25 protein-coding genes are annotated in these 23,222 nt (G+C 47.5%); 15 read left to right on the top strand and 10 right to left on the bottom strand.

Features of this window, described 5'->3' with window-relative positions; translation table 11 throughout:
• The first annotated feature begins 24 nt into the window (after window positions 1-24).
• Window positions 25-783, top strand: coding sequence for a DUF2884 family protein (locus ACKLNH_RS14435; RefSeq protein WP_413112971.1), 759 nt, complete (start codon window positions 25-27; stop codon window positions 781-783).
• Window positions 784-852: 69 nt separating this feature from the next.
• On the opposite strand, the gene hemW is transcribed toward ACKLNH_RS14435, so the two are convergent.
• From hemW to ACKLNH_RS14400, 7 genes are all read right to left on the bottom strand, one after another.
• A complete protein-coding gene (hemW, locus tag ACKLNH_RS14430) occupies window positions 853-2,004 on the bottom strand; it encodes a radical SAM family heme chaperone HemW (RefSeq protein WP_413112970.1) in 1,152 nt (383 codons plus the stop codon).
• Complete coding sequence (locus ACKLNH_RS14425; protein ID WP_413112969.1) at window positions 2,001-2,591, bottom strand: XTP/dITP diphosphatase; 591 nt, start codon at window positions 2,589-2,591, stop codon at window positions 2,001-2,003. Before ACKLNH_RS14425 ends, hemW begins: the two co-directional genes overlap by 4 nt.
• Before the next feature lie 102 nt (window positions 2,592-2,693).
• Window positions 2,694-3,128 (bottom strand): DUF4426 domain-containing protein, encoded by a 435-nt coding sequence (locus ACKLNH_RS14420; protein ID WP_413112968.1) that lies wholly within the window; start codon window positions 3,126-3,128, stop codon window positions 2,694-2,696.
• 100 nt (window positions 3,129-3,228) lie between these two features.
• Complete coding sequence (gene yggU / locus ACKLNH_RS14415; protein ID WP_413112967.1) at window positions 3,229-3,531, bottom strand: DUF167 family protein YggU; 303 nt, start codon at window positions 3,529-3,531, stop codon at window positions 3,229-3,231.
• Window positions 3,528-4,085: a YggT family protein gene (locus ACKLNH_RS14410; protein WP_413112966.1), complete on the bottom strand. Its 558-nt coding sequence runs from the start codon at window positions 4,083-4,085 to the stop codon at window positions 3,528-3,530. Before ACKLNH_RS14410 ends, yggU begins: the two co-directional genes overlap by 4 nt.
• A 40-nt stretch (window positions 4,086-4,125) precedes the next feature.
• Window positions 4,126-4,944, bottom strand: a complete 819-nt coding sequence (proC, locus tag ACKLNH_RS14405; protein ID WP_413112965.1) for a pyrroline-5-carboxylate reductase — start codon at window positions 4,942-4,944, stop codon at window positions 4,126-4,128.
• Between the two features lie 103 nt (window positions 4,945-5,047).
• On the bottom strand, window positions 5,048-5,755 hold the full coding sequence (locus ACKLNH_RS14400) for a YggS family pyridoxal phosphate-dependent enzyme (protein ID WP_413112964.1): 708 nt from the start codon (window positions 5,753-5,755) through the stop codon (window positions 5,048-5,050).
• A 25-nt stretch (window positions 5,756-5,780) separates the two neighbouring features.
• Here ACKLNH_RS14400 and ACKLNH_RS14395 point away from each other — a divergent pair, with 25 nt between their 5' ends.
• Both ACKLNH_RS14395 and ACKLNH_RS14390 read left to right on the top strand, forming a co-directional pair.
• Window positions 5,781-6,827 carry a type IV pilus twitching motility protein PilT gene (locus tag ACKLNH_RS14395; protein ID WP_413112963.1) on the top strand — a complete coding sequence of 349 codons (1,047 nt, stop codon included), beginning with the start codon at window positions 5,781-5,783 and terminating at the stop codon, window positions 6,825-6,827.
• Window positions 6,828-6,833: 6 nt separating this feature from the next.
• Entirely contained in the window at window positions 6,834-7,955 is a 1,122-nt protein-coding gene (locus ACKLNH_RS14390) for a PilT/PilU family type 4a pilus ATPase (protein WP_413112962.1), read from the top strand.
• Window positions 7,956-8,013: 58 nt separating this feature from the next.
• Here the strand turns inward: ACKLNH_RS14390 and ACKLNH_RS14385 are convergent, their stop codons facing one another.
• The 3 genes from ACKLNH_RS14385 to ACKLNH_RS14375 all read right to left on the bottom strand — a co-directional run bounded on the left by ACKLNH_RS14385 (window position 8,014) and on the right by ACKLNH_RS14375 (window position 12,068).
• Window positions 8,014-8,877 (bottom strand): U32 family peptidase, encoded by an 864-nt coding sequence (locus ACKLNH_RS14385; protein ID WP_413112961.1) that lies wholly within the window; start codon window positions 8,875-8,877, stop codon window positions 8,014-8,016.
• Window positions 8,878-8,885: 8 nt separating this feature from the next.
• Complete coding sequence (ubiU, locus tag ACKLNH_RS14380; protein WP_413112960.1) at window positions 8,886-9,881, bottom strand: ubiquinone anaerobic biosynthesis protein UbiU; 996 nt, start codon at window positions 9,879-9,881, stop codon at window positions 8,886-8,888.
• Between the two features lie 150 nt (window positions 9,882-10,031).
• A complete protein-coding gene (locus ACKLNH_RS14375; RefSeq protein WP_413112959.1) occupies window positions 10,032-12,068 on the bottom strand; it encodes a sensor domain-containing protein in 2,037 nt (678 codons plus the stop codon).
• 195 nt (window positions 12,069-12,263) lie between these two features.
• Between ACKLNH_RS14375 and ubiT the strand changes: the two genes are divergently transcribed.
• From ubiT to deoD, 12 genes are all read left to right on the top strand, one after another.
• Window positions 12,264-12,782 (top strand): ubiquinone anaerobic biosynthesis accessory factor UbiT, encoded by a 519-nt coding sequence (gene ubiT / locus ACKLNH_RS14370; RefSeq protein ID WP_413112958.1) that lies wholly within the window; start codon window positions 12,264-12,266, stop codon window positions 12,780-12,782.
• A complete protein-coding gene (locus tag ACKLNH_RS14365) occupies window positions 12,766-13,269 on the top strand; it encodes a GNAT family N-acetyltransferase (RefSeq protein ID WP_413112957.1) in 504 nt (167 codons plus the stop codon). Before ubiT ends, ACKLNH_RS14365 begins: the two co-directional genes overlap by 17 nt.
• A gap of 68 nt (window positions 13,270-13,337) precedes the next feature.
• Window positions 13,338-13,739, top strand: a complete 402-nt coding sequence (locus tag ACKLNH_RS14360; RefSeq protein WP_413112956.1) for a DNA polymerase III subunit psi — start codon at window positions 13,338-13,340, stop codon at window positions 13,737-13,739.
• Window positions 13,729-14,187 (top strand): ribosomal protein S18-alanine N-acetyltransferase, encoded by a 459-nt coding sequence (gene rimI, locus ACKLNH_RS14355; protein WP_413112955.1) that lies wholly within the window; start codon window positions 13,729-13,731, stop codon window positions 14,185-14,187. Before ACKLNH_RS14360 ends, rimI begins: the two co-directional genes overlap by 11 nt.
• Before the next feature lie 133 nt (window positions 14,188-14,320).
• A complete protein-coding gene (prfC, locus tag ACKLNH_RS14350; protein WP_413112954.1) occupies window positions 14,321-15,904 on the top strand; it encodes a peptide chain release factor 3 in 1,584 nt (527 codons plus the stop codon).
• Between the two features lie 115 nt (window positions 15,905-16,019).
• Window positions 16,020-16,787, top strand: coding sequence for a TatD family hydrolase (locus ACKLNH_RS14345; protein WP_413113010.1), 768 nt, complete (start codon window positions 16,020-16,022; stop codon window positions 16,785-16,787).
• A gap of 223 nt (window positions 16,788-17,010) precedes the next feature.
• Window positions 17,011-18,273, top strand: coding sequence for a NupC/NupG family nucleoside CNT transporter (locus tag ACKLNH_RS14340; protein WP_413112953.1), 1,263 nt, complete (start codon window positions 17,011-17,013; stop codon window positions 18,271-18,273).
• Window positions 18,274-18,493: 220 nt separating this feature from the next.
• The gene (locus ACKLNH_RS14335; RefSeq protein WP_413112952.1) at window positions 18,494-18,664 is read left to right on the top strand and encodes a XapX domain-containing protein; all 171 of its coding nucleotides are present in this window, start codon (window positions 18,494-18,496) and stop codon (window positions 18,662-18,664) included.
• Window positions 18,665-18,971: 307 nt separating this feature from the next.
• A complete protein-coding gene (deoC, locus tag ACKLNH_RS14330) occupies window positions 18,972-19,745 on the top strand; it encodes a deoxyribose-phosphate aldolase (protein WP_413112951.1) in 774 nt (257 codons plus the stop codon).
• A gap of 76 nt (window positions 19,746-19,821) precedes the next feature.
• Window positions 19,822-21,156: a thymidine phosphorylase gene (gene deoA / locus ACKLNH_RS14325; protein ID WP_413112950.1), complete on the top strand. Its 1,335-nt coding sequence runs from the start codon at window positions 19,822-19,824 to the stop codon at window positions 21,154-21,156.
• A gap of 10 nt (window positions 21,157-21,166) precedes the next feature.
• Window positions 21,167-22,387 carry a phosphopentomutase gene (locus tag ACKLNH_RS14320; protein WP_413112949.1) on the top strand — a complete coding sequence of 407 codons (1,221 nt, stop codon included), beginning with the start codon at window positions 21,167-21,169 and terminating at the stop codon, window positions 22,385-22,387.
• 28 nt (window positions 22,388-22,415) lie between these two features.
• Complete coding sequence (gene deoD, locus ACKLNH_RS14315) at window positions 22,416-23,141, top strand: purine-nucleoside phosphorylase (RefSeq protein ID WP_413112948.1); 726 nt, start codon at window positions 22,416-22,418, stop codon at window positions 23,139-23,141.
• Window positions 23,142-23,222: the final 81 nt, after the last annotated feature.

Here is a 23,222-nt window from a genome sequence, read left to right as displayed (position 1 = left end):
CTTTAGGCCTGACGGAGTTGGTGTATGCGTTTGGGCTTAATGTTGTTGTCACTGGTATGGGCTGGTAGTGCGTTAGGTTCGCAATGTCTACCGATGTTGCATAATGATATTGCCACACGTGACGGCAATCTTCTTTTGGTGCAGGGTGGTGAAACCTTTACTGTTTCCGACCAAGGCGGACTCAAGTTTGCTGTCCACCACGTGTCGCTGCGTAGTGAACAGACGCGAGCTTTGGCAGAGTATCGCCGTCAGCTAATGCAGGATTTACCTTATATGCATACCACGTTGCGCAGTGAGCTTGACCGAGTGGTAGGGAAGGTCGATCAGGCGTTAGCGGCGCAGCTTGGGGAACAAAGTGCATCAAGGCAGCAGTTGACGCAATTTCAACAGCAACTCAATAGTCAGTTGCAGGGGATTTTTGGTGCCCCCGGTAGCGACCCACAATTTCGCCATCAACGTGTCTTGCTGTTATCTGAGAAGATAGAACAACAATTCAAAACACTCCTTGTACAACTGGGTGTGACAGGGATGGGTGACTTAGCCCGACTGCCTACTGAGTCTGGTGAAGATAAAATGGCCAAGATCAGCGAACGTATGGGTCTGTTGCAGGAGGAGCTACAAGGTATCATCGAGCTGCAACAGCCTCAAATGGCCGCGTTGAATCAAGATTTTTGCCAGCGTTTAGCCCGCTGGCAGACCCATGAGCAGCAAATTCAAGCGTTGATTCCGGCGCTGAAAGAGTGGCAGACGGTCACTCTGTCTCAATCCGTGAGCGAGCCGTAACCGCGTTATAATCCTGCCCGTATGACAATGCAACGCCTTCATCGCTGCTCGCTTTGAAGGCGTTTTTGTTTATTCGCCATCGACGAACAGAGCGATAAGATCGTTGAAAAACAGCAGTCCTTTTTCAGTAAGATGCCAAGAGTGATCATCTTCAGTCAATAAACCTTGCTGTTTTGCTTGCTCAATCGGTTGATGGATGTGCGTCAGTGCTAACCCAGTGGTGGCACTAAATTCGCTTTTCGGACATGGCTCGATAAGACGAAAGCGGTTCATGAAGAACTCAAACGGGCGATCCTGCGCTTCAACTTCCCACTGCTCGACCAGATAAGCTTTATTTGTGTCGAGATAGCCTCTTGGATGCTTCACTTTTACGCTGCGTTCGATACGCCCATCAGCAAAGGTGAATTTACCGTGAGCACCGCAACCAATGCCAAGGTAGTCACCAAAACGCCAGTAGTTTAGGTTATGACGGCACTGATAACCCGGCTTGCTGTAGCCGGATATTTCATAGCGAACATAACCCGCTTGCTCAAGTAGCTGATGGCCTTGCTCGAAAATAGCCCAGAGTTCATCATCATCTGGCAGCGTTGGCGGCTGCGAGCCAAATAGCGTATTGGGCTCTAACGTGAGCTGATACCATGACAAGTGGGGTGGATTTAGGGCAATGGCTTGCTGTAGATCGGCAATCGCTTGTTGGGATGACTGGGTCGGCAAGCCGTGCATTAAGTCTAAGTTAAAGCTGTTTAGCCCAGCTTGTGCCGCTGTCTGCGCTGCTGAAATCGCTTCATTGGCATCATGAACTCGGCCTAAGCGGGTGAGTTTCTCGTTATCAAACGATTGTACTCCAATCGAAATTCGGTTGATGCCAGCCTGTCTGTACGCGTCAAAGCGCCCAGCTTCAACAGTGCCTGGGTTGGCTTCCATGGTTATTTCAATCTCAGGGCTAAATGGAAGGACGCTAGCGATGCCTTGCAGCAAACGCGTAATCTCTTCAGGGGAGATCAAACTTGGCGTACCACCACCGATAAAAATTGAGTGCAGTGGGCGTTCAAACGGCCCCAAACGACGAAGGTCTTGGGCAAGATCATCGAGTAGTGCATCAATGTAGTCAGCCTCTGGAACTTTACTCTTGAGGGCGTGCGAATTAAAGTCGCAATAGGGGCATTTTTGCACGCACCAAGGGATGTGCACATACAGACTCAATGGTGGTGGGGTGATCATTTTGTGTCCTTAAGTGCCTGAAATAACTTTTGCAGTGCTTGTCCACGGTGTGAACGTAGCTTTTTCTCTGCTGAAGTTAGCTCTGCAGCTGTGCAGTTAGCATCTCGAACATAGAAGACTGGGTCATAACCAAAGCCTTGTTCGCCGCTTGGTTGCATGGCAATGTCACCTTCCCAACTGCCATGACAGATCAGTGGGGTTGGGTCATTGGCATGGCGCATTAACACCAATACGCAATGAAAGCGGGCTTGGCGGTCGGTTATACCGTCCATTTGTTCGAGAAGCTTGAGCAAGTTATCGCGATCAGACGCGGTGTCACCAGCGTAGCGTGCAGAGTAGACACCGGGCGCACCCTCTAAGGCATCAACCTCAAGGCCGGAATCATCGGCAATGGCAGGTAATCCGGTCGCTTGTGCTGCGTGACGTGCTTTGATGATGGCATTTTCAACAAACGTCGTGCCAGTTTCTGCTACGTCAGAGACATTAAACTCACTTTGAGCAACGACATCAAAGCCAAAGTCAGCCAATAAATCGGCCATTTCGCGAACTTTACCTTGATTGCCAGTGGCAAGAACCAGTTTAGACATAAAGACTACCTATTTCGTGATGAGCAAAACGCGTAGTGTAGCCGCACTATCTTGTTAGGGGAAGTCAGTGCGGACTAAATGTAAAAAGGCAAGAGTATGCCGTCACTCTTCACTATAGAAGGTCTGACGAAAACGCAGCGTGTTGGTAACGCCGCCTTGGGTGGTGATCAGAATCTCAAACAAATACTGCTCTTCATGGGTGTGAGGCACTTCCGCTAAATAGTAGATGGCACTGCCTTCGCGGATTTCGCGGAAACTTAAGGTCTTTTTATTGCCGAGTAAGTTGGCAGCACTGCCGTGAACAGATGCGATCATGGCTTGATTGTCTTGTGTTCTATCAAGAATGGCAATATTGAGCAGGGCAGAGTAGCGGCTGCGCTGAATACGGTAGTTGCTGGCAATGTCAGGAGAGAGAAAGGTGGTTGGAATGGCAGAATAATGGACTTCGATATGGTCAAAGGTCACCGACTGCTCAGCACTAACAGACGCAGACAGACTCAAGAGTAAGCTCAAAAAAAGCGTCAGTAATATTTTCATGGTGCTCTCCTTGTTTGCTGTAATGGTGGTTTTCACCGCCAAGATCATAAATAAGACCAGTTCCCTCTGGTCTTATTGCAGTTATGACCGCTGACACCCATCAGAGCGACTCTTCGAGGTATGCGCTAATCACACTGGGGATCTGCGCTGGGGCAAGGATGCGTACCTGTTTGTGCCGACCCAGTTCCCCTTTTTCGATGATCACTGCACCTTTGGCGACCCGACACTGTTTGGCGAGAAACTTACAGAGGTAAGCATTCGCTTTGCCGTCGATGGGCGGCGCAGTAATCGCCACCTTCAATTCATCACCATGTTGGCCGACAATGGCGTCACGGCTTGCTTTCGGCTGGATGATATAGAGGCGCAGCAACAAATCATCGTTGTCACGCCAAGCCATACTCACAACTGGAACCAGATAGGTCCAAACAAGTCGCCCAACAGGAAATTCGCAAACTGCAGACCAATGAATAGAACCAGTACGCTCAAATCTAAACCGCCCATGGCAGGGATGAAGCGGCGGATCGGAGCGGTGAGTGGCTCGCTTAATTGATGCATCACATACTCAATTGGGCTGCGTCCTTGGCTGATCCACGACAGGATCGCTCTGAGTAGCAAGACCCAGAAGATAAGTCCACCCGCCGCTTTTAGCAGGGCGAGTAGGCCGAGATACAGCATGCCGGGTCCAATTGCCATGGCGCCGCCAGAAAGCACAAGTTGTAAGATGACAAACTTCAAGCAGCATAAGACATAGGCGAATAACAAGGTCGCGATATCGAGCGAGCCGAGCGATGGAATGATACGACGTAAAGGCGCGACAATGGGTTGCGTTGCTTTAACAATAAATTGCGAGAACGGATTATAGAAATCTGCGCGAGCCCACTGTAGCCAAATGCGCAGTAGAACCACCATGATGTAGAGGTCAAAAACCGTAGAGACCAGATAGGCGATTGAATTCATAGTTTACCTTTGTTTATTAATACTGATGTTTTGAGTCAACTCAAAACAGTTTTTCCATCTCTTGTGCACGAGTAACCGCAGCTTGCATTGCTTTGGCGACGGTGTCCGAGAGATGATGTTCGTTAAATGTGCGTATCGCTTCAGCGGTCGTGCCCCCTTTTGAGGTGACTTGTTCACGCAGCATCGATAGCGTTAATTCTGGGTTGGCTTTAACCATTTCGGCTGCACCAATCGCAGATTGTTGTACTAAAAGTCGCGCTGTGTCCGCATCCATACCTTGGCGAATCGCTTCTTGTTGCATCGCTTCCATAAACAAGAAGAAGTAAGCTGGGGCGCTGCCAGCGGCTGCGATAACCTGATTTATTTTGCTCTCCTGTTCAACCCAGCATACTTCTCCGACGGCACGCATTAACATATCGGCAAACTGTTGGTCTTGAGTAGGAATAGAGCTTTCTGCATACAAACCGCTCATTCCTTTGCCTAATAGCGACGGTGTATTGGGCATGACTCGAACTAGCTTGACCGCTTGTCCAAGGAACTGATTGTAACGCGCGGCGCTAATGCCTGCCGCGATGGTTATCACCAGTTTTGATGAAAAATCGAGAATTTGTAGCGGTTGGCAAACGGCTTCCATTAGTTGTGGCTTAACCGCGAGGACCACCACGTCGGCATCATTCGCCGCTTGCAAATTGTTATCTGTGGTCTGAATGCCAAATTTGTCTTCTAATGGCTGGCGCCGGGTGAGGCTTGGTGCGGTAGCGGTGATCTGTGAAGCCGGATAACCACTATTGCATAGCCCTGCAATAATTGCGCTTGCCATATTTCCTGCGCCAATAAATGCTATACGTTTGTGTTCCATGGTTAAGTTACCTATTTTCTCGGTTGCAACTGACGTTAATAATATGCATAACTCCGTTTTCAGAGTCGTATGTTTGCTAAGTTTAAAGGCACGAGATCACTTATTATTTAGCGCCATAATCGCGTGCGCCAAAAATGGCAGTGCCAATGCGTACCATGGTACTCCCTGCTGCAATCGCGGCGTCAATATCTCCACTCATGCCCATTGATAGGGTGTCTAGGTGAGGGTGATGGGGCTTTAATTGCGCGAACGCTTCTGCCAAGCTGTTAAATGCTCTCAATTGGCTATCATAGTCCTCGGCGCGTTCCGGGATCGACATCAACCCGCGTAAAACCAAATTAGGCATCGTGGCGATTTGCACGGCGAGTTCGACAACGCTGCTAACGTCAGTACCTGCCTTGCTGGCTTCACCGCTAGTATTGACCTGCAACAGTACATTTAATGCCGGCAGATTAGTGGGACGTTGCTCATTGAGTCGTCGTGCGACTTTTTCCCTATCAACAGAATGAACCCAGCCGAAGTGCTCTGCAATCAGTTTGGTCTTATTTGATTGAATGGGGCCGATAAAGTGCCAATTCAATTCATTCGCGTACGGTGTGGAAGAAAAATATTGTATTTTTTCTACGCCTTCCTGGACATAGTTTTCGCCAAATGCACGCTGTCCAGCTTCAATGGCTTCTTGAATGGCGCTAATTGGTTTGGTTTTACTGACTGCGAGCAGTTGCACTGAATCGGGGGCTCTGCCGCATTTTTGGGACGTTTGTTGTATCTGTTGGGTGATCTGCGCAATATTTTGTTTGATACTAACCATAAAATTTATTCTGCAGGAAAAGTGAATGGATATCACCGAATTATTGGACTTTAGTGTAAAACACCACGCCTCAGATCTGCACCTCTCAGCTGGCGTTCCGCCGATGATTCGTGTTGATGGCGACGTTAGAAAGTTAAGTCTACCAGAATTAACCCATGCAGAAGTTCATAAATTGGTCTTTGACATTATGAATGATGCACAACGCAAAGAATTCGAAGAAAAGTTAGAGTGCGATTTTTCATTTGCAGTGCCTAGCGTTGGTCGATTTAGGGTGAATGCGTTTCACCAAGCGCGAGGGGGGGCGGCGGTCTTTCGAACCATTCCTAATGACGTCCCAACACTCGAGTCAATCAATGCGCCTGATATATTTAGGAATATCAGTGAGCTGTCGTCTGGATTAGTACTAGTGACTGGCCCTACAGGGTCGGGTAAATCCACCACATTGGCGGCGATGGTCAACTATATTAATCAGCACTTTAATCGCCACATTCTCACTATCGAAGACCCAATTGAATTTATTCATCCAAGTCAGAAGTGCTTGATTAACCAACGTGAAGTTCACCGCGATACCCACAGCTTTAACGCAGCGCTGCGCTCAGCATTGCGTGAAGACCCCGATGTCATCTTGGTGGGAGAGTTACGTGACCAAGAGACGATCAGTTTGGCTTTGACTGCCGCAGAAACGGGCCATTTGGTTTTTGGTACGTTGCACACCAGTAGCGCGGCAAAAACCATCGACCGTATTATTGATGTTTTTCCGGGTAATGATAAGTCGATGGTTCGTTCTATGCTCTCGGAGTCACTGCGTGCCGTTATCTCACAAACCTTGATGAAGTGTACGTCGGGAGGGCGTGTTGCTGCGCATGAGATTATGTTAGCGACACCAGCAATCCGAAATTTGATCCGAGAAGATAAAGTGGCACAGATGTTCTCTATGATTCAGACGGGATCGAGTCAGGGGATGCAGACCATGGAGCAAGCGGCCAGATTGCTGGTGGCGCAAGGAATGGTTGAAGCTGAAGAGGCCAGGCGTAAAGCCAGCGGGTCAACTATCCAACTGGGATCAAGGTGATTACAGATGAAATTACATGATGTGTTGATGCAGATGGTGACGGTAAAGGCCTCTGATCTCTATATTACTGTTGATGCGCCGTGCTTGTTGAAGATTAATGGCAAGCTGACCCCTTACGGTGAGGCGCTGTCGCTCGCTGCGGTAAATATTCTGTTTAATAGCGTGATGAACGATGCTCGCCGCGAAGAGTTTTTCTCGACCAAAGAAGCGAACTTTGCCATTGTCCGTGACTTTGGCCGTTTCCGGGTTAGTGCTTTTTGGCAGCGAGATATGCCGGGGATGGTTATTCGGCGCATTGAAACCAATATTCCAACGTTTGCCGAGTTAACGTTACCATTAGAAATGCAGCATATGGTGATGGCGAAACGTGGATTGATTTTAGTTGTGGGTGCAACGGGCTCGGGGAAATCGACCTCGATGGCCGCCATGACAGGTTATCGTAATGGTAACTCGAGTGGACATATCCTTACCATTGAAGACCCAATTGAATTTGTTCATCAGCACAATAAATGCATTATCACCCAGCGTGAGGTGGGATTAGATACTGACAGTTATGAGATCGCATTGAAGAACTCGTTACGTCAGGCGCCTGACATGATCTTGATTGGTGAGATTCGTACCCGTGAAACCATGGAATACGCCATGATGTTTGCTGAAACAGGGCATCTATGTATGGCCACATTGCACGCCAATAATGCCAACCAAGCCCTAGAGCGGATTTTACATTTGGTGCCGAAAGAGCGGCGGGAGCAGTTCTTATTTGATCTGTCGTTAAACCTCAAATGTGTCTTGGCCCAGCAATTGGTACCCGATATGCGTGGCAGTGGGCGGCATGGCGCATTTGAGTTATTAATCAATACCCCGCGAGTCTCTGATCTTATTCGTCGCGGAGAACTGCATGAGTTGAAAGAAGTGATGCGCCGCGGCAAAGAACAAGGAATGCGCACCTTTGATCAAGCACTTTATGCGCTAGTAAGGGATGGTAAGATCGCCGAGCTTGAAGCATTGCATCATGCTGATTCAGAAAACGATTTACGCCTGATGATTAAGCTGGGAAGCAGTGATGACCAGCCGCTTGAACAACCTATGATGGGGAGTTTAAGTGGGGTAAGAATAGAGATGGATTAATCGACGTTAACAACTGAAACCGTTACTGCCCCTTAGCCTACCTAAGGGGCAGTGGTGTTTATGGGCGCTGAACAATACCCGCGAGTCGGTGCCAGTAGCCGTTGCAATCCACTTGTTGCAGTGTGGTGGATTGTCCTGCCTTGAATTCAGCGAGCGTATCCAGTGTATCTAGGCCTAAAGGTGAGAGACGCACGACATCGACTAACCCCTGCATGGTTGGAAGATCATTTTGAAGGTTGTAACAATAGCCTGATTGGGTTTGAATCCCATTCAGGGTAAATACAGCCTCACCTTCCTGACTGCTGACAGGGATGCCGTTAGGGTGATGAATACAGCAAGTTTGGCAATCATCTTTGCTGCGATTTTCGGCTCGAGCAGTAAAGCAACGTGCAGAGTAAGCGAGCGGTAAGTAACCATAGCCAAAGACTTCTGTCTTGAATTGATCACGAATGCCTAACTCGTCACACTGATTAAGGATATTGACGAGCCACTCACGGGATAGTTCGACAGGCATACACCAGCGGATCATCCCCTGTTTCGCAAAGATTTTGAGGGTTAAGGCGTTATAGGTGTTGATTGCCGGACCGACAATGAAGGGAATACGTGCCTGAGCGGCAAGGCCTATTCCGCTAATATCGTTTGCTTCAATCGCAAACTCGCCATTATCGATATACCGTTTAAGTACTTTTATTTCACTCTGAGCTTCAAGCAGGGCCATGGTCGATAGCACAACTTGTTTGCCGTTATCAGCGAGCATACGAGCGATGTTTAGCCAGTCTTGTGGTTTTACCTCGCGACGTTTTGAGCAAACGGTCTCGCCTAAATAGATGATATCTGCCTGACTGGCAGCCGCTTGTTGATAAAAAGTTTCAATATTAATTTGTGGCCAAAAGTAGAGGATTGGCCCAAGCGCGTATTGCATGCTCTCTCCTATTGCCAATGACGATGGTAAGCACCGAGTGTGGTTTGACTACCTTCTGAAATTTTGTCTAATGCCTGATTCCAAGCGGGATCAACCGTATATTGGGTTGGGTCGCGCTGATAACTGTCGATCGCGGCACGCCAAGTGCGGGTAACTTGTTCAACGTAGGCAGGACTGCGCTGACGCCCCTCAATTTTTACTGATGCAATATTAGCGGCGAATAACTCTGGCAGGATAGACAAGGTATTTAAACTAGTCGGCTCCTCCAGCGCGTGGTAACACTTATCGCCTGTTTGAAAACGCCCTTTGCATAGCGTGGGGTAGCCAGCAGTTTCGCCATGTTGATAACGATCAATCAAGATATTATTAAGGCGAGTTTCCATGCCGTTATCCGTCTCTTTCCAGCGAACATATTTGGCCGGTGAACAAGCGCCTACTGTGTTAGGGGACTCTCCCGTCAAGTAGGAGGAGAGATAGCAACGTCCTTCCGCCATAATACATAGACTTCCAAAAGCAAATACCTCTAGTTCAACGTCTGTTGTTCGTGCGAGTTGTTTCACCTGATGGATAGATAAGACCCGAGGCAGAACAACGCGCTTAACATTGAACTGGGTGTGGTAATAATCGATAGCAGCACTATTTGTGGCGGATGCTTGCACAGATAGGTGCAACTCAAGATCGGGATAGCGTTCAGCGGCATAACCCAGTAAGCCAATGTCAGCGACGATAAGCGCATCGACTCCCATCGCGACAGCATTATCTACTGCAGCCGTCCAACGGCTAAAACCATCTGGATGAGCAAACGTGTTTAAAGCCACATGCAGTTTACGCTGATGATCGCGAATGTATTGCACGGCTTTTTCCAGTTTACGACCTGAAAAGTTGAGTCCAGCAAAATGGCGGGCATTCGTATTATCTTTAAAACCGATATATACCGCATCGGCACCGTTATCGACGGCTGTTTTCAATGCGGGTAGATTACCGGCTGGGCAGAGTAGTTCCATTTATCAACATCCTGTTACTGCATTGTTACCGGATGGTAAATTACCTTTTATGAGTAAAGATTGATTTATAACAGTTTTTTGTCAATTAGACCCTATTTTGTCATCATAGTGTGAGAGGGGAGTCGCGCACTTTTTTTACCCTCAATGTGGTTAGCCATGCTGATTTAGCAGCAGCGTTTCAAACTCAGAAGCGGGCATTGGTTTGTAAAAGTAGAAGCCTTGAATGGCGTGACACTGGAGATTAGCTAATAGCGCAGCCTGTTCTTGTGTTTCAACCCCTTCAGCGACAATCTGCATATCCATCGATTTACCTAGGTGGATAATGCTTTCGATTAGCGTTGCTTGCTTTGGATAGGTATCTAAATCATGGATAAACGCCCGATCAATTTTCAGTTCATCTAAAGGGAAACGTGTCAGGTAAGCTAACGACGAGTAGCCAGTGCCAAAGTCATCAATAGATAAGGCAATACCAAACTTTTTGATAGCTTGTAACATTTGAATGGCATGTTCACTGTCGCTCATGACGGCACTTTCAGTGAGCTCAAAGGTAATATCATTGGGATTGATTTTTTCTTGTTTGAGTAAGCGCTCTACATCACGCAGCAGGTTTGGGTTGCTGAACTGCTGAGGGGAGAGGTTTATGGCAATTCGACCCGGGAGGATATTATTGCGGCGCCAGTTTTTAACTGCGCTGAAAACATCACGCATGACAAGTAAACCTAATTGTTCAATCAAACCTGAGCGCTCTGCTACCGGAATAAACTGCCCTGGGCTGATATACCCCTCCACCGGGTGCTTCCAACGTACAAGGGCTTCTGCACCACAGATAGTGAGGCTACGGGTATCAACCTTAGGTTGATACCATACTTCAAGAGCACGATTCTTAATGGCTTTTTGTAGTTCTATTTCTAGCCACAGCCGAATTCGTGCTTCTCGGCTCATTTGCATATCAAAACAGACATAGCGGTTACGGCCCCGTTGTTTTGCTTCGTACATGGCGGTGTCTGCATTTTGCATCAGGGCGCGAGCATCTTTACCGTGAACGGGGTACTGCACTATGCCAATAGAGCAAGCAAGGTGTTTGCTGAAATGGAGTAGGTCAAAAGGAGAGTTAATGAGATTAATGACTTCGCGTGATAACTGTTGTGCGGCTTGCTCATGTTCTGAAGAGCGCACAATGATGCCAAATTCGTCGCCGCCTAAATGACCGAGCACAGCACTGGCTGGAATGATTTTTTCTAAGCGGGTTGCGACCTCTTTGAGAACTCGATCGCCAATATGATGACCAAGGGAGTCATTAATGTTCTTAAAGTTATCAATATCCACATAGAGAATGCTAAGCGGCTGTTTTTTTGCAATTAACTGTTCTAATTGTTGGCTGAAACTGTGGCGATTAGTCAGCCCTGTTAGTGGATCATTGCTATTGTGAGAGATAATCGGCGATGCTTTCTGTTTCAGTTGAGACGTTGGGCATTCACGGATCTGAATAACTTGTGCTTGCGAGCCGAGCAAGGTGGTAGAGCTTGAGGTGATTTTGAGTAAACGCTGCTTTTTAACATGAGGAGAGGTTTGGCACAGTAAAGTTTCGCCAGTTTTTAGTTGGTTAATCTGACTACCAAGTATTTTGTGCTGATGTAAATCTAATAAAAGGCGGCTCAGATCTCGCCCTTGAATGTCATTAATGCTTTTAAAACCAAGCAGTTGAGCGGCTCGCTGGTTAGCCCGTAAAATATGTTTATTGTCGATAAAACAGATCCCATCGGATGAGAGCTGAGTCAGCACCTTGATCTGGTTTTCAGCTTCTTCGAGTGAGCTGACCAATATTTGTCGTTCAGATGAATCAACGCCATGCAGCACAATAGATGGAGAACTGCGTTCTGGGGGCTGTATTGCAGAAATGCTGAAATAGTAACTGACTTCACTGTGGCTGCTTTTAAAGGTGATTTCAGTTTCAACTCGTTCGCCTTGTAGCGCGCGATCATAATAAGGGGCGAGGGATTGGTAGTAGTGTTCGCCAAGAGCATGGCGATCACTTTTACCAATTAGCTCTTCGCGACTATAGCCACTGATCTCACTGTAGCGGCTATTAACTAGCTGATAATTATGGTTGTTATCAAGAACCGCAAACAGAAACGGGCTGTTATCTGTCAATAAAGGAAACCAGTGAGCAAGTTGTTCTGAAGGCATGCACTACATCATTATTGTGTTGGAAAAAGGAGATATCGACACTTTATCGATATTGTTATTGATAGCAATACCCAATTCAGTCAACGGGGATGATGAAGAGATAATATTTGTCTGTTTTTTGATATAAACCTGTGTAATTAATGCAAGAAAGCCGTTACGCTTGCATTTAATGTCTCGTTATTTTTAGGAGCAATTGTGATTCGTCAGTTACACCATAATTTGGTTACTCAGGGCCCAAGTTGGTTGCGTTTTCCCGCCAAGTTGACTCCATTCTCCGTTAAACGGGCGTTATTGCTGAACACATTAAAAACTGTGTGTCGTGAAGCGCTAGATGATGGCGAGTTTGAATTTTTGCGCCATCGTTGGTTGCGTATTAGCGTTACCGATTTGGCGCTGGAAGCGTTTATCAGTTTTGACGATGATAGCTTGGTTGTGGCTCAAGCGTGTGAACGCGTTGACGCGAGTTTTAGTGCTGATGCCAATGATCTTATTTTGATTGCTGCACGGCGAGAAGACCCCGATACACTCTTTTTCCAGCGTCGATTAAACATAGAAGGCGATACTGAACTCGGTTTAGAAGTGAAGAATTTGATGGATGGCATCGACTGGTCGGCATTGCCAGCACCTTTGCTAGGGGCTTTATCTAAGTTTGCCGATTTTATTGAAGCGGGCCTATCTGCCGGAGCCGAGGTACAGCATGTTGATCAGAACTGAAAACCCGACTGACACTTTCGGCGTTGATGCCCTATTGAAGGAGGCATTTCCTTCAGAGGCAGAAGCTAACTTGGTGATGGCTCTGCGTGAAAACGGCAAACGCACCCTCTCTTTTGTCGCATGCGACGATGAAGGCGCAGTGATTGGTTATATCTTATTTAGCCCTTTGCAAGTCGATGGTGAAGAGTCGAATTGGCAAGGGTTGGCCCCGTTGGCGGTCTCTCCCGAGTATCAAGGTCAGGGCGTTGCATCCGCATTAATGCGTGAGTCTTTTGCTTCATTGTCGGAGCTTGGCTATCCCGTTGTTGCCGTGCTAGGTGATCCCAAGCATTACCGTTCTATGGGGTTCGAAACGGCATCTGCGCATGGATTTAGCTGTCGCTGGCCAGTTCCCGACGACTGTTTTATGATCTGTGAACTTAATGCTGGCGAATTAAAGCAGCGTCAAGGCCGAATTGAATACAGCGATGAATTTAATCAGTTGTAGGCAGGATGGTTGTCAGCAGAGACTGGGCGGAGTAGTATCGCGCTCTAATTTTAGCTAAAGAGGCAGCGATGACGTTAACGGCAGATCAGCGATTAACAGCGATGGGGTTACAACGCTGGCAGCTCCGCCATCCGCATTACTATTCTCAATATCGACCGACATTGATTGACCTACCCGCGTCATGTCGGTTGCTATTTGTCTGTGATGAACCATTGAATGAGCATGACGGATGGTTGTTTGGGCGTATTTTGGCGAGCATGAAACTGTCACCAGAGCAGGCACTACAACTCAGTAGCCAAGCACTCGAGCAATTGGGTGAGCATCAGTTAACGTGGTGCTGGTTTGCAGGGTGTAGTGGAACGGCGCCAGCTGGCGTGAATGTGCTTACATCGGTCTCTTTGGCGCAAATGGCTCAACAGCCTGCGCATAAAAAGCAACTTTGGCAACAGATATGTGGTTATGAAAAGTAGTATTGTCCCTCTGGAAAGTGTTGATTTAGATTGCGTATGGGCGATTGAGCAACAAGCGCATGCCTACCCATGGTCTGAGGCGATGATTCGCAAAGCCCCAGCTAAAATTGGTTTTAATCGCGGTCTTGTCGTTGATGGCGAATTGGTGGGGTATTTTTATGCGCAGCACGTCGCGGGTGAAGCAACCTTGTTAAACGTGGCTGTGGCACCAACACACCAAGGCAAAGGCTATGGCTCTGAACTGGTACGTGCGTTTCTTGATGAAAGCGAAGCACTTGGTGGTGAAGAAGCATGGCTAGAAGTTCGAGCGTCAAACCTTGCCGCTTATCACCTCTATGAAAAGCTCGGCTTCAACGAAATAAACCGTCGCGCCGACTATTATCCAGGTAAAAATGGTCGTGAAGATGCACTGGTTATGACCTGTTTTATCGATAATCCCTTTAGCTAAAAAGCGCACATCTTGCTGGTGAAGCGAATTCTAATTTGAGTCTGGCGCTAAATTCAGCGAAAATAGCGCCCAATCGTTGAATTCGCCCAGCCACGATACCGTCGTGGTCATACTTAACCAAGAAGAAAAGTCCATGTCAGAGTTCCTGCAACACGTCAATAAGCGACGTACGTTTGCCATTATCTCGCACCCCGATGCGGGTAAAACCACCATTACTGAAAAAGTACTGTTATTCGGAAACGCGATCCAAAAAGCCGGTACCGTTAAAGGCCGTGGTTCTAACCAGCATGCAAAATCTGACTGGATGGAAATGGAAAAAGAGCGTGGTATCTCGGTGACCACCTCGGTGATGCAGTTCCCTTACAATAATTGTTTGGTCAACCTACTCGATACCCCGGGACACGAAGATTTCTCGGAAGATACTTACCGTACGCTAACCGCTGTCGACTCTTGCCTGATGGTGATCGATGCAGCAAAAGGTGTCGAGGATCGAACGCGTAAACTGATGGAAGTCACCCGTTTGCGTGACACGCCGATCGTTACCTTTATGAACAAACTTGACCGCGATGTCCGTGATCCAATGGAAGTGTTGGATGAAGTAGAAAGTGAGTTGGGAATGGCATGTGCGCCAATCTCATGGCCGATTGGCTGCGGTAAAGAGTTTAAAGGTGTTTACCATATTCACCGTGACGAGACGATTTTGTATGAGTCGGGCCATGGCCATGAAATTCAAGAAGTACGTATCATTAAAGGTTTAGATAACCCTGAGCTTGATGTTGCAGTGGGAGAAGATCTTGCCGAAAGTGTGCGTGAAGAGCTTGAACTCGTTATGGGAGCTTGCCCAGAGTTTGATTTAGATCTTTTCCTTGCGGGTGAGCTAACACCGGTCTACTTCGGTACGGCATTGGGCAACTTTGGTGTTGACCATATGCTAGATGGTTTGACTAAGTGGGCACCAGCGCCACAAACTCGCCAAGCGAATGAGCGTGATGTTGAGGCGAGCGAAGAGAAGTTCTCTGGCTTTGTGTTTAAAATTCAAGCCAACATGGATCCAAAGCACCGTGACCGTATTGCATTCATGCGTATTGTTTCCGGTACGTATAAGCAAGGCATGAAAATGAATCATGTCCGCTTAGGTAAGCAAGTGAGTATTTCAGATGCGGTGACCTTCATGGCTGGCGACCGCTCACGCGCAGACAATGCGTATGCAGGGGATATTATCGGTCTGCATAACCACGGCACGATTCAAATTGGTGATACGTTTACTCAAGGTGAAAGCTTGAAGTTTGCCGGTATTCCTAACTTTGCACCGGAATTGTTCCGCCGTATTCGCCTTCGTGACCCACTAAAGCAAAAGCAGCTATTGAAAGGTTTAGTGCAGTTGTCTGAAGAGGGAGCAGTACAGGTGTTCCGTCCACTACAAAACAACGACTTGATTGTTGGCGCGGTGGGTGTTCTTCAGTTCGATGTTGTTGTTGCGCGTCTTAAAGCTGAATACAACGTGGAAGCCATATATGAAGGCGTAAACGTTGCAACAGCACGTTGGGTAGAGTGTGGCGATGCTAAGAAACTGGATGAGTTTCAGCGTAAAAACCAATCTAACCTTGCGTTGGATGGTGGCGACAACCTAACTTATATTGCACCGACCATGGTTAACTTGAACTTGGCTTCTGAGCGCTTCCCTGAGGTTAACTTCCGTGCGACTCGCGAGCACTAATCACAATAGCGTTTAAATGTCGAAAGAGTCACCCTTTGGGTGACTCTTTTCATATCATGAGTAAGTTGGACTAAATTATAAGTCAGTAAGTGTTGACGAGTGAGGGCTCAAGGTGTTGATTGACACCCACTGTCATTTAGATTTTGCCGTTTTCTCTGATATTGAGAAGCAGATAGCGCTAGCGTCACAGGTGGGCGTGGAGAAAATCATCATCCCCGCAATTGGTCAGCAAAACTGGCTGCGCCTCGCTCAGTTAGCCGAGCAGTATCCCCAGATCTACTTTGCGCTGGGGGTACATCCCGTATTTTTAGCCCAGCAGCCGCATGATGTGATAGAGCAATTGACCCATGCCTTAGCGATACGTGGCGCTCAATGTGTTGCTATCGGCGAGTGTGGTCTGGATTTTGTTGCAGCGACCTCGGCAGACTTACGCCATCGGCAACATGAGGCTCTTGAGTATCAATTGATGCTGGCGGATCAATGCCAATTGCCTGTTATTTTGCACTGTCGTAAAGCGTTTAATGAACTTGTTCGACAGTTAAAAAATACGCCGTCTAAGTATGGTGGGGTCTATCATGCGTTCAGCGGTAGTTATCAGCAAGCGTGCCAGTTGATCGATCTAGGATTAAAGCTAGGTGTAGGTGGCACCATAACTTATCCGCGAGCAGCGAAAACCCGTGATGCGATAAGTAAAATTCCGATTGAATCGATGGTGCTTGAAACGGATGCACCCGATATGCCGCTTTATGGTCAACAAGGAGCGCCTAACCACCCACGTCACTTGCCTGCTATATTGTCCGAGCTGGCCCAATTAAAAGGGCAGAGTAAAGAGGAATTGATGCCTGTTCTCTATCGAACGAGTGCGCAATTATTTGCTGTGTGAATGTTCTTGCTCTATATTTCTCGCAAACGTTTGCGCGGAACGTTTGCGTATCTCTGTGTAATTAGTGTGAGCTGGATCACATACCTATACCGTGTTGCACGACTATTGCTTTTAAAAGTGTGATGACAGCATTACTTTATTGCCGCGCGCATCAGTATAATGCGCCTAACTCTTTTTGAGCTAAAACTGTCGAGACGCCAAATTTTTTAGGAACCCCTTAACTATGAGTCTGATCATGAGTCTGGTTGGGATGGTGGTACTGCTATCAATCGCTGTATTACTATCTGATAACCGTAAAGCAATTAATTTGCGTACCGTTGGTGGTGCGTTTGCAATCCAGTTTATGCTGGGCGGATTTATCTTGTTTGTCCCTTGGGGCCAACGTATGCTGAAAAGCATTTCAGATGGCGTATCAAGCGTTATCAATTATGGTAACAGCGGTACCGAGTTCCTATTCGGCGGCCTAGTGTCGAACACCATGTTTGAAGTATTCGGCGGTGGTGGCTTCATTTTCGCTTTCCGTGTACTACCAACTCTGATCTTCTTCTCTGCACTGATTTCTGTTTTGTACTACATCGGTGCAATGCAGTGGGTAATTAAAATCCTTGGTGGCGCACTACAAAAAGCACTAGGTACATCACGTGCTGAGTCAATGTCTGCTGCGGCAAACATCTTTGTTGGTCAAACTGAAGCACCTTTGGTTGTTAGCCCATTCGTTCCTAAGATGACTCAGTCTGAGCTATTTGCGGTAATGTGTGGTGGTCTAGCTTCTATCGCTGGTGGTGTAATGGCGGGTTACGCTTCAATGGGCGTGCCAATTGAGTACCTAGTTGCTGCATCTTTCATGGCAGCACCAGGTGGTCTACTTTTCGCTAAAATCATCAAGCCAGAAACTGACGAGCCAATCGAGCAACTGCACGATATCGACGGTGATGACAGCAGCAAGCCAGCAAACGTTATTGATGCAGCAGCAAGCGGCGCAGCTTCAGGCCTGCAACTAGCACTAAACGTTGGTGCAATGCTTATCGCGTTTATCGGTCTGATTGCTCTAGCAAACGGCATTATCGGTGGCATCGGTGGTTGGGTTGGTCTTCCTAACCTAACGCTAGAAGGTATTCTAGGTCTAATCTTTGCTCCTCTAGCTTGGTTGATCGGTGTTCCTTGGGCGGAAGCAACCATCGCTGGTGAGTTCATTGGTTTGAAGACCGTTGCGAACGAATTTGTTGCTTATGCAGGTTTTGCTGAGTACCTAGGTGATGCAGCGCCAGTTGCTCTTTCTGAGAAGACAAAAGCAATCATCTCATTCGCTCTATGTGGTTTTGCTAACCTATCGTCAATCGCTATCCTTCTAGGTGGCCTTGGTAGCCTAGCGCCTAAGCGCCGTGGTGACATTGCACGCATGGGTGTGAAAGCTATCGTCGCTGGTACATTGTCTAACTTGATGGCAGCAACCATTGCTGGTTTCTTCCTAACATTAGCATTGTAAAAGCACACAGCTTTTAGATTAAACGCCACAGCTTGCTGTGGCGTTTGTTGTTTTAGGGCGAGAAAATTAGCTGACTTTGCCTTGTTGATGCAAAACGTTTGCTTTCTTCCTCTATGCAACGACGCGTAATTTTTCACGCTATGTAACGTCTTTTTTTCACCTCTCGCTCGAAACTCAACGTCTACACTATGAGGGCTTAGTAGAGAAAAGGTGAATGAAGATGCAAGAAGTTATTTTGGCATTAATTGCTGGATTTGTTGTTGGGGTTCTGTTTTCGGCGATAAAGTTACCCATCCCTGCTCCGCCTGTATTGTCAGGTGTGATGGGCATATTTGGTGTTTATGCTGGCGGAATGGCTTATCAATGGATCATAGAACGCTTTTTTTCCTGAGCAACGATTGGTGCACAGGGGAAAAACTCATGCCTCTGCTGGAAACAGTTCAGCCATAGAGAGACGGCAGAGGGCTTGATACACTGGCTGAGAAAACGGTGGCTCAGATGGCCACTGTAGCGAAACTAACCATCACTAGGTTGTTAGTATTCGTGCGGTAAACAAGGATGTTAATTAGCCGAAGGCTAAGTCTTCAAGGAACCAAGCCCGCTCATTCTGGTTATAAAGCCAGACCGTCATGCAACTGACGGAAAAAAGAGCTGTATACATAATTACTTGGTAGAACGTATTAGGACTGGAGATAGTCATGAGCGAATTAAAAGTAGCTGCACTGCGTGCACTAAAATTAATGGATTTAACCACACTGAATGATGATGACACTGATCAAAAAGTGATTGAATTGTGCCACAGTGCAAAAAGCCCGGTAGGCAATACCGCTGCTATTTGTATTTACCCTCGCTTTATTCCTATTGCAAAGAAGACCCTGCGCGAGCAAGGAACACCGGATGTGAAGATCGCAACCGTTACTAACTTCCCTCACGGTAACGACGATATTGAGATCGCCGTTGCAGAAACTAAGGCGGCAGTAGCTTACGGTGCCGATGAAGTTGATGTTGTTTTCCCTTATCGCGCACTGATTGCAGGTAACGAAAACGTTGGCTTTGAGCTAGTGAAGCAATGTAAACAAGCGTGTGGTGAGATTACGCTAAAAGTGATCATCGAAACTGGTGAGCTAAAAGAAGAGGCGTTAATCCGTAAAGCCTCTGAGATTTCAATTAATGCAGGCGCTGATTTCATCAAAACCTCAACCGGTAAAGTGCCAGTGAATGCAACCCCTGAATCCGCTGAGATCATGCTTAATGTGATTAAAGAGATGGGTGTGGCTGAGCGTGTTGGCTTTAAGCCTGCAGGTGGTGTGCGTACGGCAGAAGATGCATCTGAATACCTAGCAATGGCTGATCGCATTCTAGGAGCTGAGTGGGCTGATGCAGCACACTACCGCTTTGGTGCGTCAAGCTTGTTGGCAAACTTGCTACATACTCTAGGTGAAGGCGAAGAAGCGGCGCAAGGCGGCTACTAATCATAACGATGGCGCTGCAGTAAAAGTAGCGCCATATTTGTTTAATTTAGCGTCTTTACTTTGAGGGGATATAGGTATGTTTTTACCGCAGGAAATTATCCGCAAAAAGCGTGATAACATTGAGTTAACGCGTGAAGAAATCAACTTCTTTATTCAAGGCATTGCCACTGATACTGTATCAGAAGGGCAAATTGCCGCATTCGCCATGGCGGTGTTTTTTAATGACATGACAATGGATGAGCGCGTGGCATTAACGTGTGCAATGCGTGACTCAGGGACCGTTTTGGACTGGTCTCACATGAATTTTGGCGGCCCGATTGTTGATAAGCACTCAACGGGCGGTGTGGGTGATGTTACCTCTTTAATGCTCGGCCCTATGGTCGCAGCATGTGGCGGCTTCGTGCCGATGATTTCAGGACGGGGTTTAGGCCACACTGGCGGTACGCTAGATAAGCTTGAATCGATTCCAGGTTATAACATCACACCGGACAACCAAGTCTTTGGTCAAGTGACTAAAGAGGCTGGCGTCGCAATTATCGGTCAGACGGGTGACTTGGCACCTGCAGACAAGCGCGTTTATGCGACCCGCGATGTGACTGCAACCGTTGATAACATTTCATTGATTACTGCGTCTATCCTATCTAAGAAACTGGCCGCGGGGCTAGAGTCTCTTGTGATGGACGTTAAAGTCGGCTCTGGCGCCTTTATGCCAACTTATGAGGCATCTGAAGAGTTGGCACGAGCGATTGTTGCTGTTGCGAACGGTGCCGGCACCAAGACGACGGCACTACTTACTGACATGAACCAAGTGCTGGCATCCAGCGCCGGTAATGCGTTAGAAGTACGCGAAGCGGTGCGCTTCCTGACTGGCGAGGGGGAAAGAAACCCGCGCTTGTATGAAGTAACGATGGCGCTATGCGTAGACATGTTACTGAATGCAAAACTAGCGAGCACGGAAGAAGAAGCGCGTGATAAGTTGAATGCTGTACTGGCAAACGGCAGTGCTGCTGAGCGTTTCGGTAAAATGGTGGCAGGCCTTGGTGGTCCAACCGATTTCGTGGAAAACTACGATAATTACCTCACCAATGCAGGCGTCATTAAACCAGTTTATGCGACCGAGTCTGGGATTGTAACTGCGATGGATACACGCGCATTAGGTATGGCTGTTGTTGGTATGGGTGGTGGTCGTCGTGTGGCCTCTGACAGTATCGACTATAGTGTGGGTTTAGCAGAGATGATTCGTCTTGGCGATAAAGCTGGCCAAGATCAACCATTGGCTGTCGTTCACGCTAACAGTGAAGAACAGTGGCAACAAGCAGCGGCGGAAGTTCGTGCTGCGGTTAAAATTGGCAATGATGCGTATCAAGCGACGCCTGAGGTTTATCGACGTATAACTCCGCAGGATGTATAAGGTAAATCATATGAAACGTGCAATTATTTGTGTTCTTGACTCATTTGGCATTGGTGCCACCGCCGATGCTGATAAGTTTGGTGATGTGGGCTCAGATACTTTAGGCCATATCGCTGAGCAGTGTGCTCAGGGGCTTGCTGATAACGGTAATCGCCAAGGTAAGCTAACGCTGCCAAACCTGTCCAAGTTCGGTCTTGGTTTGGCTGCGCAAGAGTCAACAGGGAGCTTTCCCGTCGGTCTTGATGAGAATGCTGAGATCGTTGCAGCGTATGGCCATGCAGCAGAGCTCTCTTCAGGCAAAGATACGCCTTCTGGGCACTGGGAAATGGCGGGTGTTCCTGTTCTGTTTGAATGGGGTTATTTCACCGATAAAACTAACAGCTTCCCTACCGAATTGCTTGACCGTATCGTTAAGCGTGCCAATCTTCCAGGTTATTTAGGTGACTGCCATGCATCAGGAACGCAAGTTCTCGATGACTTAGGTGAAGAGCACATGAAAACCGGTAAGCCGATTTTCTATACGTCAGCAGACTCCGTGTTCCAAATCGCTTGTCATGAAGAGACCTACGGTCTAGATAACTTGCTTGCGTTGTGTCAACTGGTGCGCGAAGAGCTAGATGGATATAACATTGGTCGTGTTATTGCGCGTCCATTTACCGGCAGTGGCGCAGGTCAGTTTGAGCGGACGGGGAATCGTCGCGATTACTCAGTAGAGCCGCCAGCGGAAACCGTACTGCAAAAATTGGTCGATGAGAAAAATGGCGAAGTGATCTCAATTGGTAAGATTGCTGATATCTATGCCAACTGCGGGATCACTCAAAAGGTCAAAGCAACGGGGATTCCAGCTCTGTTTGATGCGACGCTTAATCAGCTAGACACGGCACCAAGCAACAGCTTAATCTTCACCAACTTTGTTGATTTTGACTCAGCTTATGGCCACCGCCGCGATGTAGCGGGCTATGCCGCTGCACTTGAGTATTTTGATCAGCGCTTGCCTGAACTCATGGCGAAAATGGGTGAAGACGATATTTTGATCTTAACCGCTGATCACGGCTGTGATCCGACGTGGCAAGGGACAGATCACACACGCGAACACATCCCAGTGTTAGTGTATGGTCATGGTGTTAAAGCGGGTTCTTTAGGACGCCGAGACACATTTGCTGACATCGGTCAGAGCTTAGCAAACTATTTTGAAACAACAGCGATGGACTACGGTAAGTCTTTCCTGTAACTCCAATAACAAGATAAAGGATAAAAGAATGGCAACTCCTCATATTAATGCTGAAATGGGTGATTTTGCAGACGTAGTTCTGATGCCGGGTGATCCACTACGTGCAAAGTACATTGCAGACACTTTCCTTGATGACGCTGTTCAGGTGTGTGACGTACGTAATATGTATGGCTACACTGGCACATATAAAGGTCGCCGTATCTCTGTTATGGGCCATGGTATGGGTATCCCATCATGCTCTATCTATGTGACGGAACTGATTAAAGACTTCGGCGTGAAGAAAGTGATCCGTGTCGGTAGCTGTGGCGCTGTTCGTGATGACGTAAAATTGCGTGATGTTGTGATTGGTATGGGCGCATCGACTGATGCAAAAATCAACCGTACTCGTTTCCATGGTCACGATTTTGCTGCGTTGGCAGATTTCGACATGGTTCGTAACGCTGCAGATGCCGCGAAGGCAAAAGGCATTCCAGTGAAAGTGGGTAACCTTTTCTCGGCTGACTTGTTCTACTCGCCAGAGCCTGAATTATTCAACACCATGGATAAGTACGGCATTCTAGGTGTAGAAATGGAAGCGGCGGGTATCTACGGTGTTGCGGCTGAATTCGGTGCGAAAGCACTAACCATTTGTACCGTATCTGACCACATCCTCCGCGGTGAGCAAACCACTTCTGAAGAGCGTCAAACGACATTCAATGAGATGATGGAAATTGCATTAGAGTCAGTACTACTTGGTGATGCAGAAGAAGCGTAATTACGTTTTTGCCATCTCCCTATTTGCTGAATAGGGGGCGCAAGTCTAATCAACTAAGTTGAAGCGTTAAGCAGTGGCGAA

Source organism: Thaumasiovibrio clandestinus (assembly GCF_047250365.1).
Classification (GTDB): Bacteria; Pseudomonadota; Gammaproteobacteria; order Enterobacterales; family Vibrionaceae; genus Thaumasiovibrio.
The sequence above is the reverse complement of the archived record's forward strand: the minus strand, read 5'-3'. Positions and strand labels throughout refer to the sequence as shown.

Coding starts and splice junctions, on each gene's coding strand:
- ACKLNH_RS14395 (WP_413112963.1), top strand. CDS start 5,781: ATGGATATCACCGAATTATTGGACTTTAGTGTAAAACACCACGCCTCA.
- ACKLNH_RS14385 (WP_413112961.1), bottom strand. CDS start 8,877: ATGCAATACGCGCTTGGGCCAATCCTCTACTTTTGGCCACAAATTAAT.
- deoA (WP_413112950.1), top strand. CDS start 19,822: ATGTTTTTACCGCAGGAAATTATCCGCAAAAAGCGTGATAACATTGAG.
- deoD (WP_413112948.1), top strand. CDS start 22,416: ATGGCAACTCCTCATATTAATGCTGAAATGGGTGATTTTGCAGACGTA.
- hemW (WP_413112970.1), bottom strand. CDS start 2,004: ATGATCACCCCACCACCATTGAGTCTGTATGTGCACATCCCTTGGTGC.
- prfC (WP_413112954.1), top strand. CDS start 14,321: ATGTCAGAGTTCCTGCAACACGTCAATAAGCGACGTACGTTTGCCATT.
- ACKLNH_RS14335 (WP_413112952.1), top strand. CDS start 18,494: ATGCAAGAAGTTATTTTGGCATTAATTGCTGGATTTGTTGTTGGGGTT.
- ACKLNH_RS14375 (WP_413112959.1), bottom strand. CDS start 12,068: ATGCCTTCAGAACAACTTGCTCACTGGTTTCCTTTATTGACAGATAAC.
- ACKLNH_RS14365 (WP_413112957.1), top strand. CDS start 12,766: ATGTTGATCAGAACTGAAAACCCGACTGACACTTTCGGCGTTGATGCC.
- ACKLNH_RS14425 (WP_413112969.1), bottom strand. CDS start 2,591: ATGTCTAAACTGGTTCTTGCCACTGGCAATCAAGGTAAAGTTCGCGAA.
- ACKLNH_RS14390 (WP_413112962.1), top strand. CDS start 6,834: ATGAAATTACATGATGTGTTGATGCAGATGGTGACGGTAAAGGCCTCT.
- ACKLNH_RS14340 (WP_413112953.1), top strand. CDS start 17,011: ATGAGTCTGATCATGAGTCTGGTTGGGATGGTGGTACTGCTATCAATC.
- ubiU (WP_413112960.1), bottom strand. CDS start 9,881: ATGGAACTACTCTGCCCAGCCGGTAATCTACCCGCATTGAAAACAGCC.
- ACKLNH_RS14435 (WP_413112971.1), top strand. CDS start 25: ATGCGTTTGGGCTTAATGTTGTTGTCACTGGTATGGGCTGGTAGTGCG.
- ACKLNH_RS14400 (WP_413112964.1), bottom strand. CDS start 5,755: ATGGTTAGTATCAAACAAAATATTGCGCAGATCACCCAACAGATACAA.
- proC (WP_413112965.1), bottom strand. CDS start 4,944: ATGGAACACAAACGTATAGCATTTATTGGCGCAGGAAATATGGCAAGC.
- ACKLNH_RS14410 (WP_413112966.1), bottom strand. CDS start 4,085: ATGAATTCAATCGCCTATCTGGTCTCTACGGTTTTTGACCTCTACATC.
- ACKLNH_RS14320 (WP_413112949.1), top strand. CDS start 21,167: ATGAAACGTGCAATTATTTGTGTTCTTGACTCATTTGGCATTGGTGCC.
- deoC (WP_413112951.1), top strand. CDS start 18,972: ATGAGCGAATTAAAAGTAGCTGCACTGCGTGCACTAAAATTAATGGAT.
- rimI (WP_413112955.1), top strand. CDS start 13,729: ATGAAAAGTAGTATTGTCCCTCTGGAAAGTGTTGATTTAGATTGCGTA.
- ACKLNH_RS14360 (WP_413112956.1), top strand. CDS start 13,338: ATGACGTTAACGGCAGATCAGCGATTAACAGCGATGGGGTTACAACGC.
- ACKLNH_RS14420 (WP_413112968.1), bottom strand. CDS start 3,128: ATGAAAATATTACTGACGCTTTTTTTGAGCTTACTCTTGAGTCTGTCT.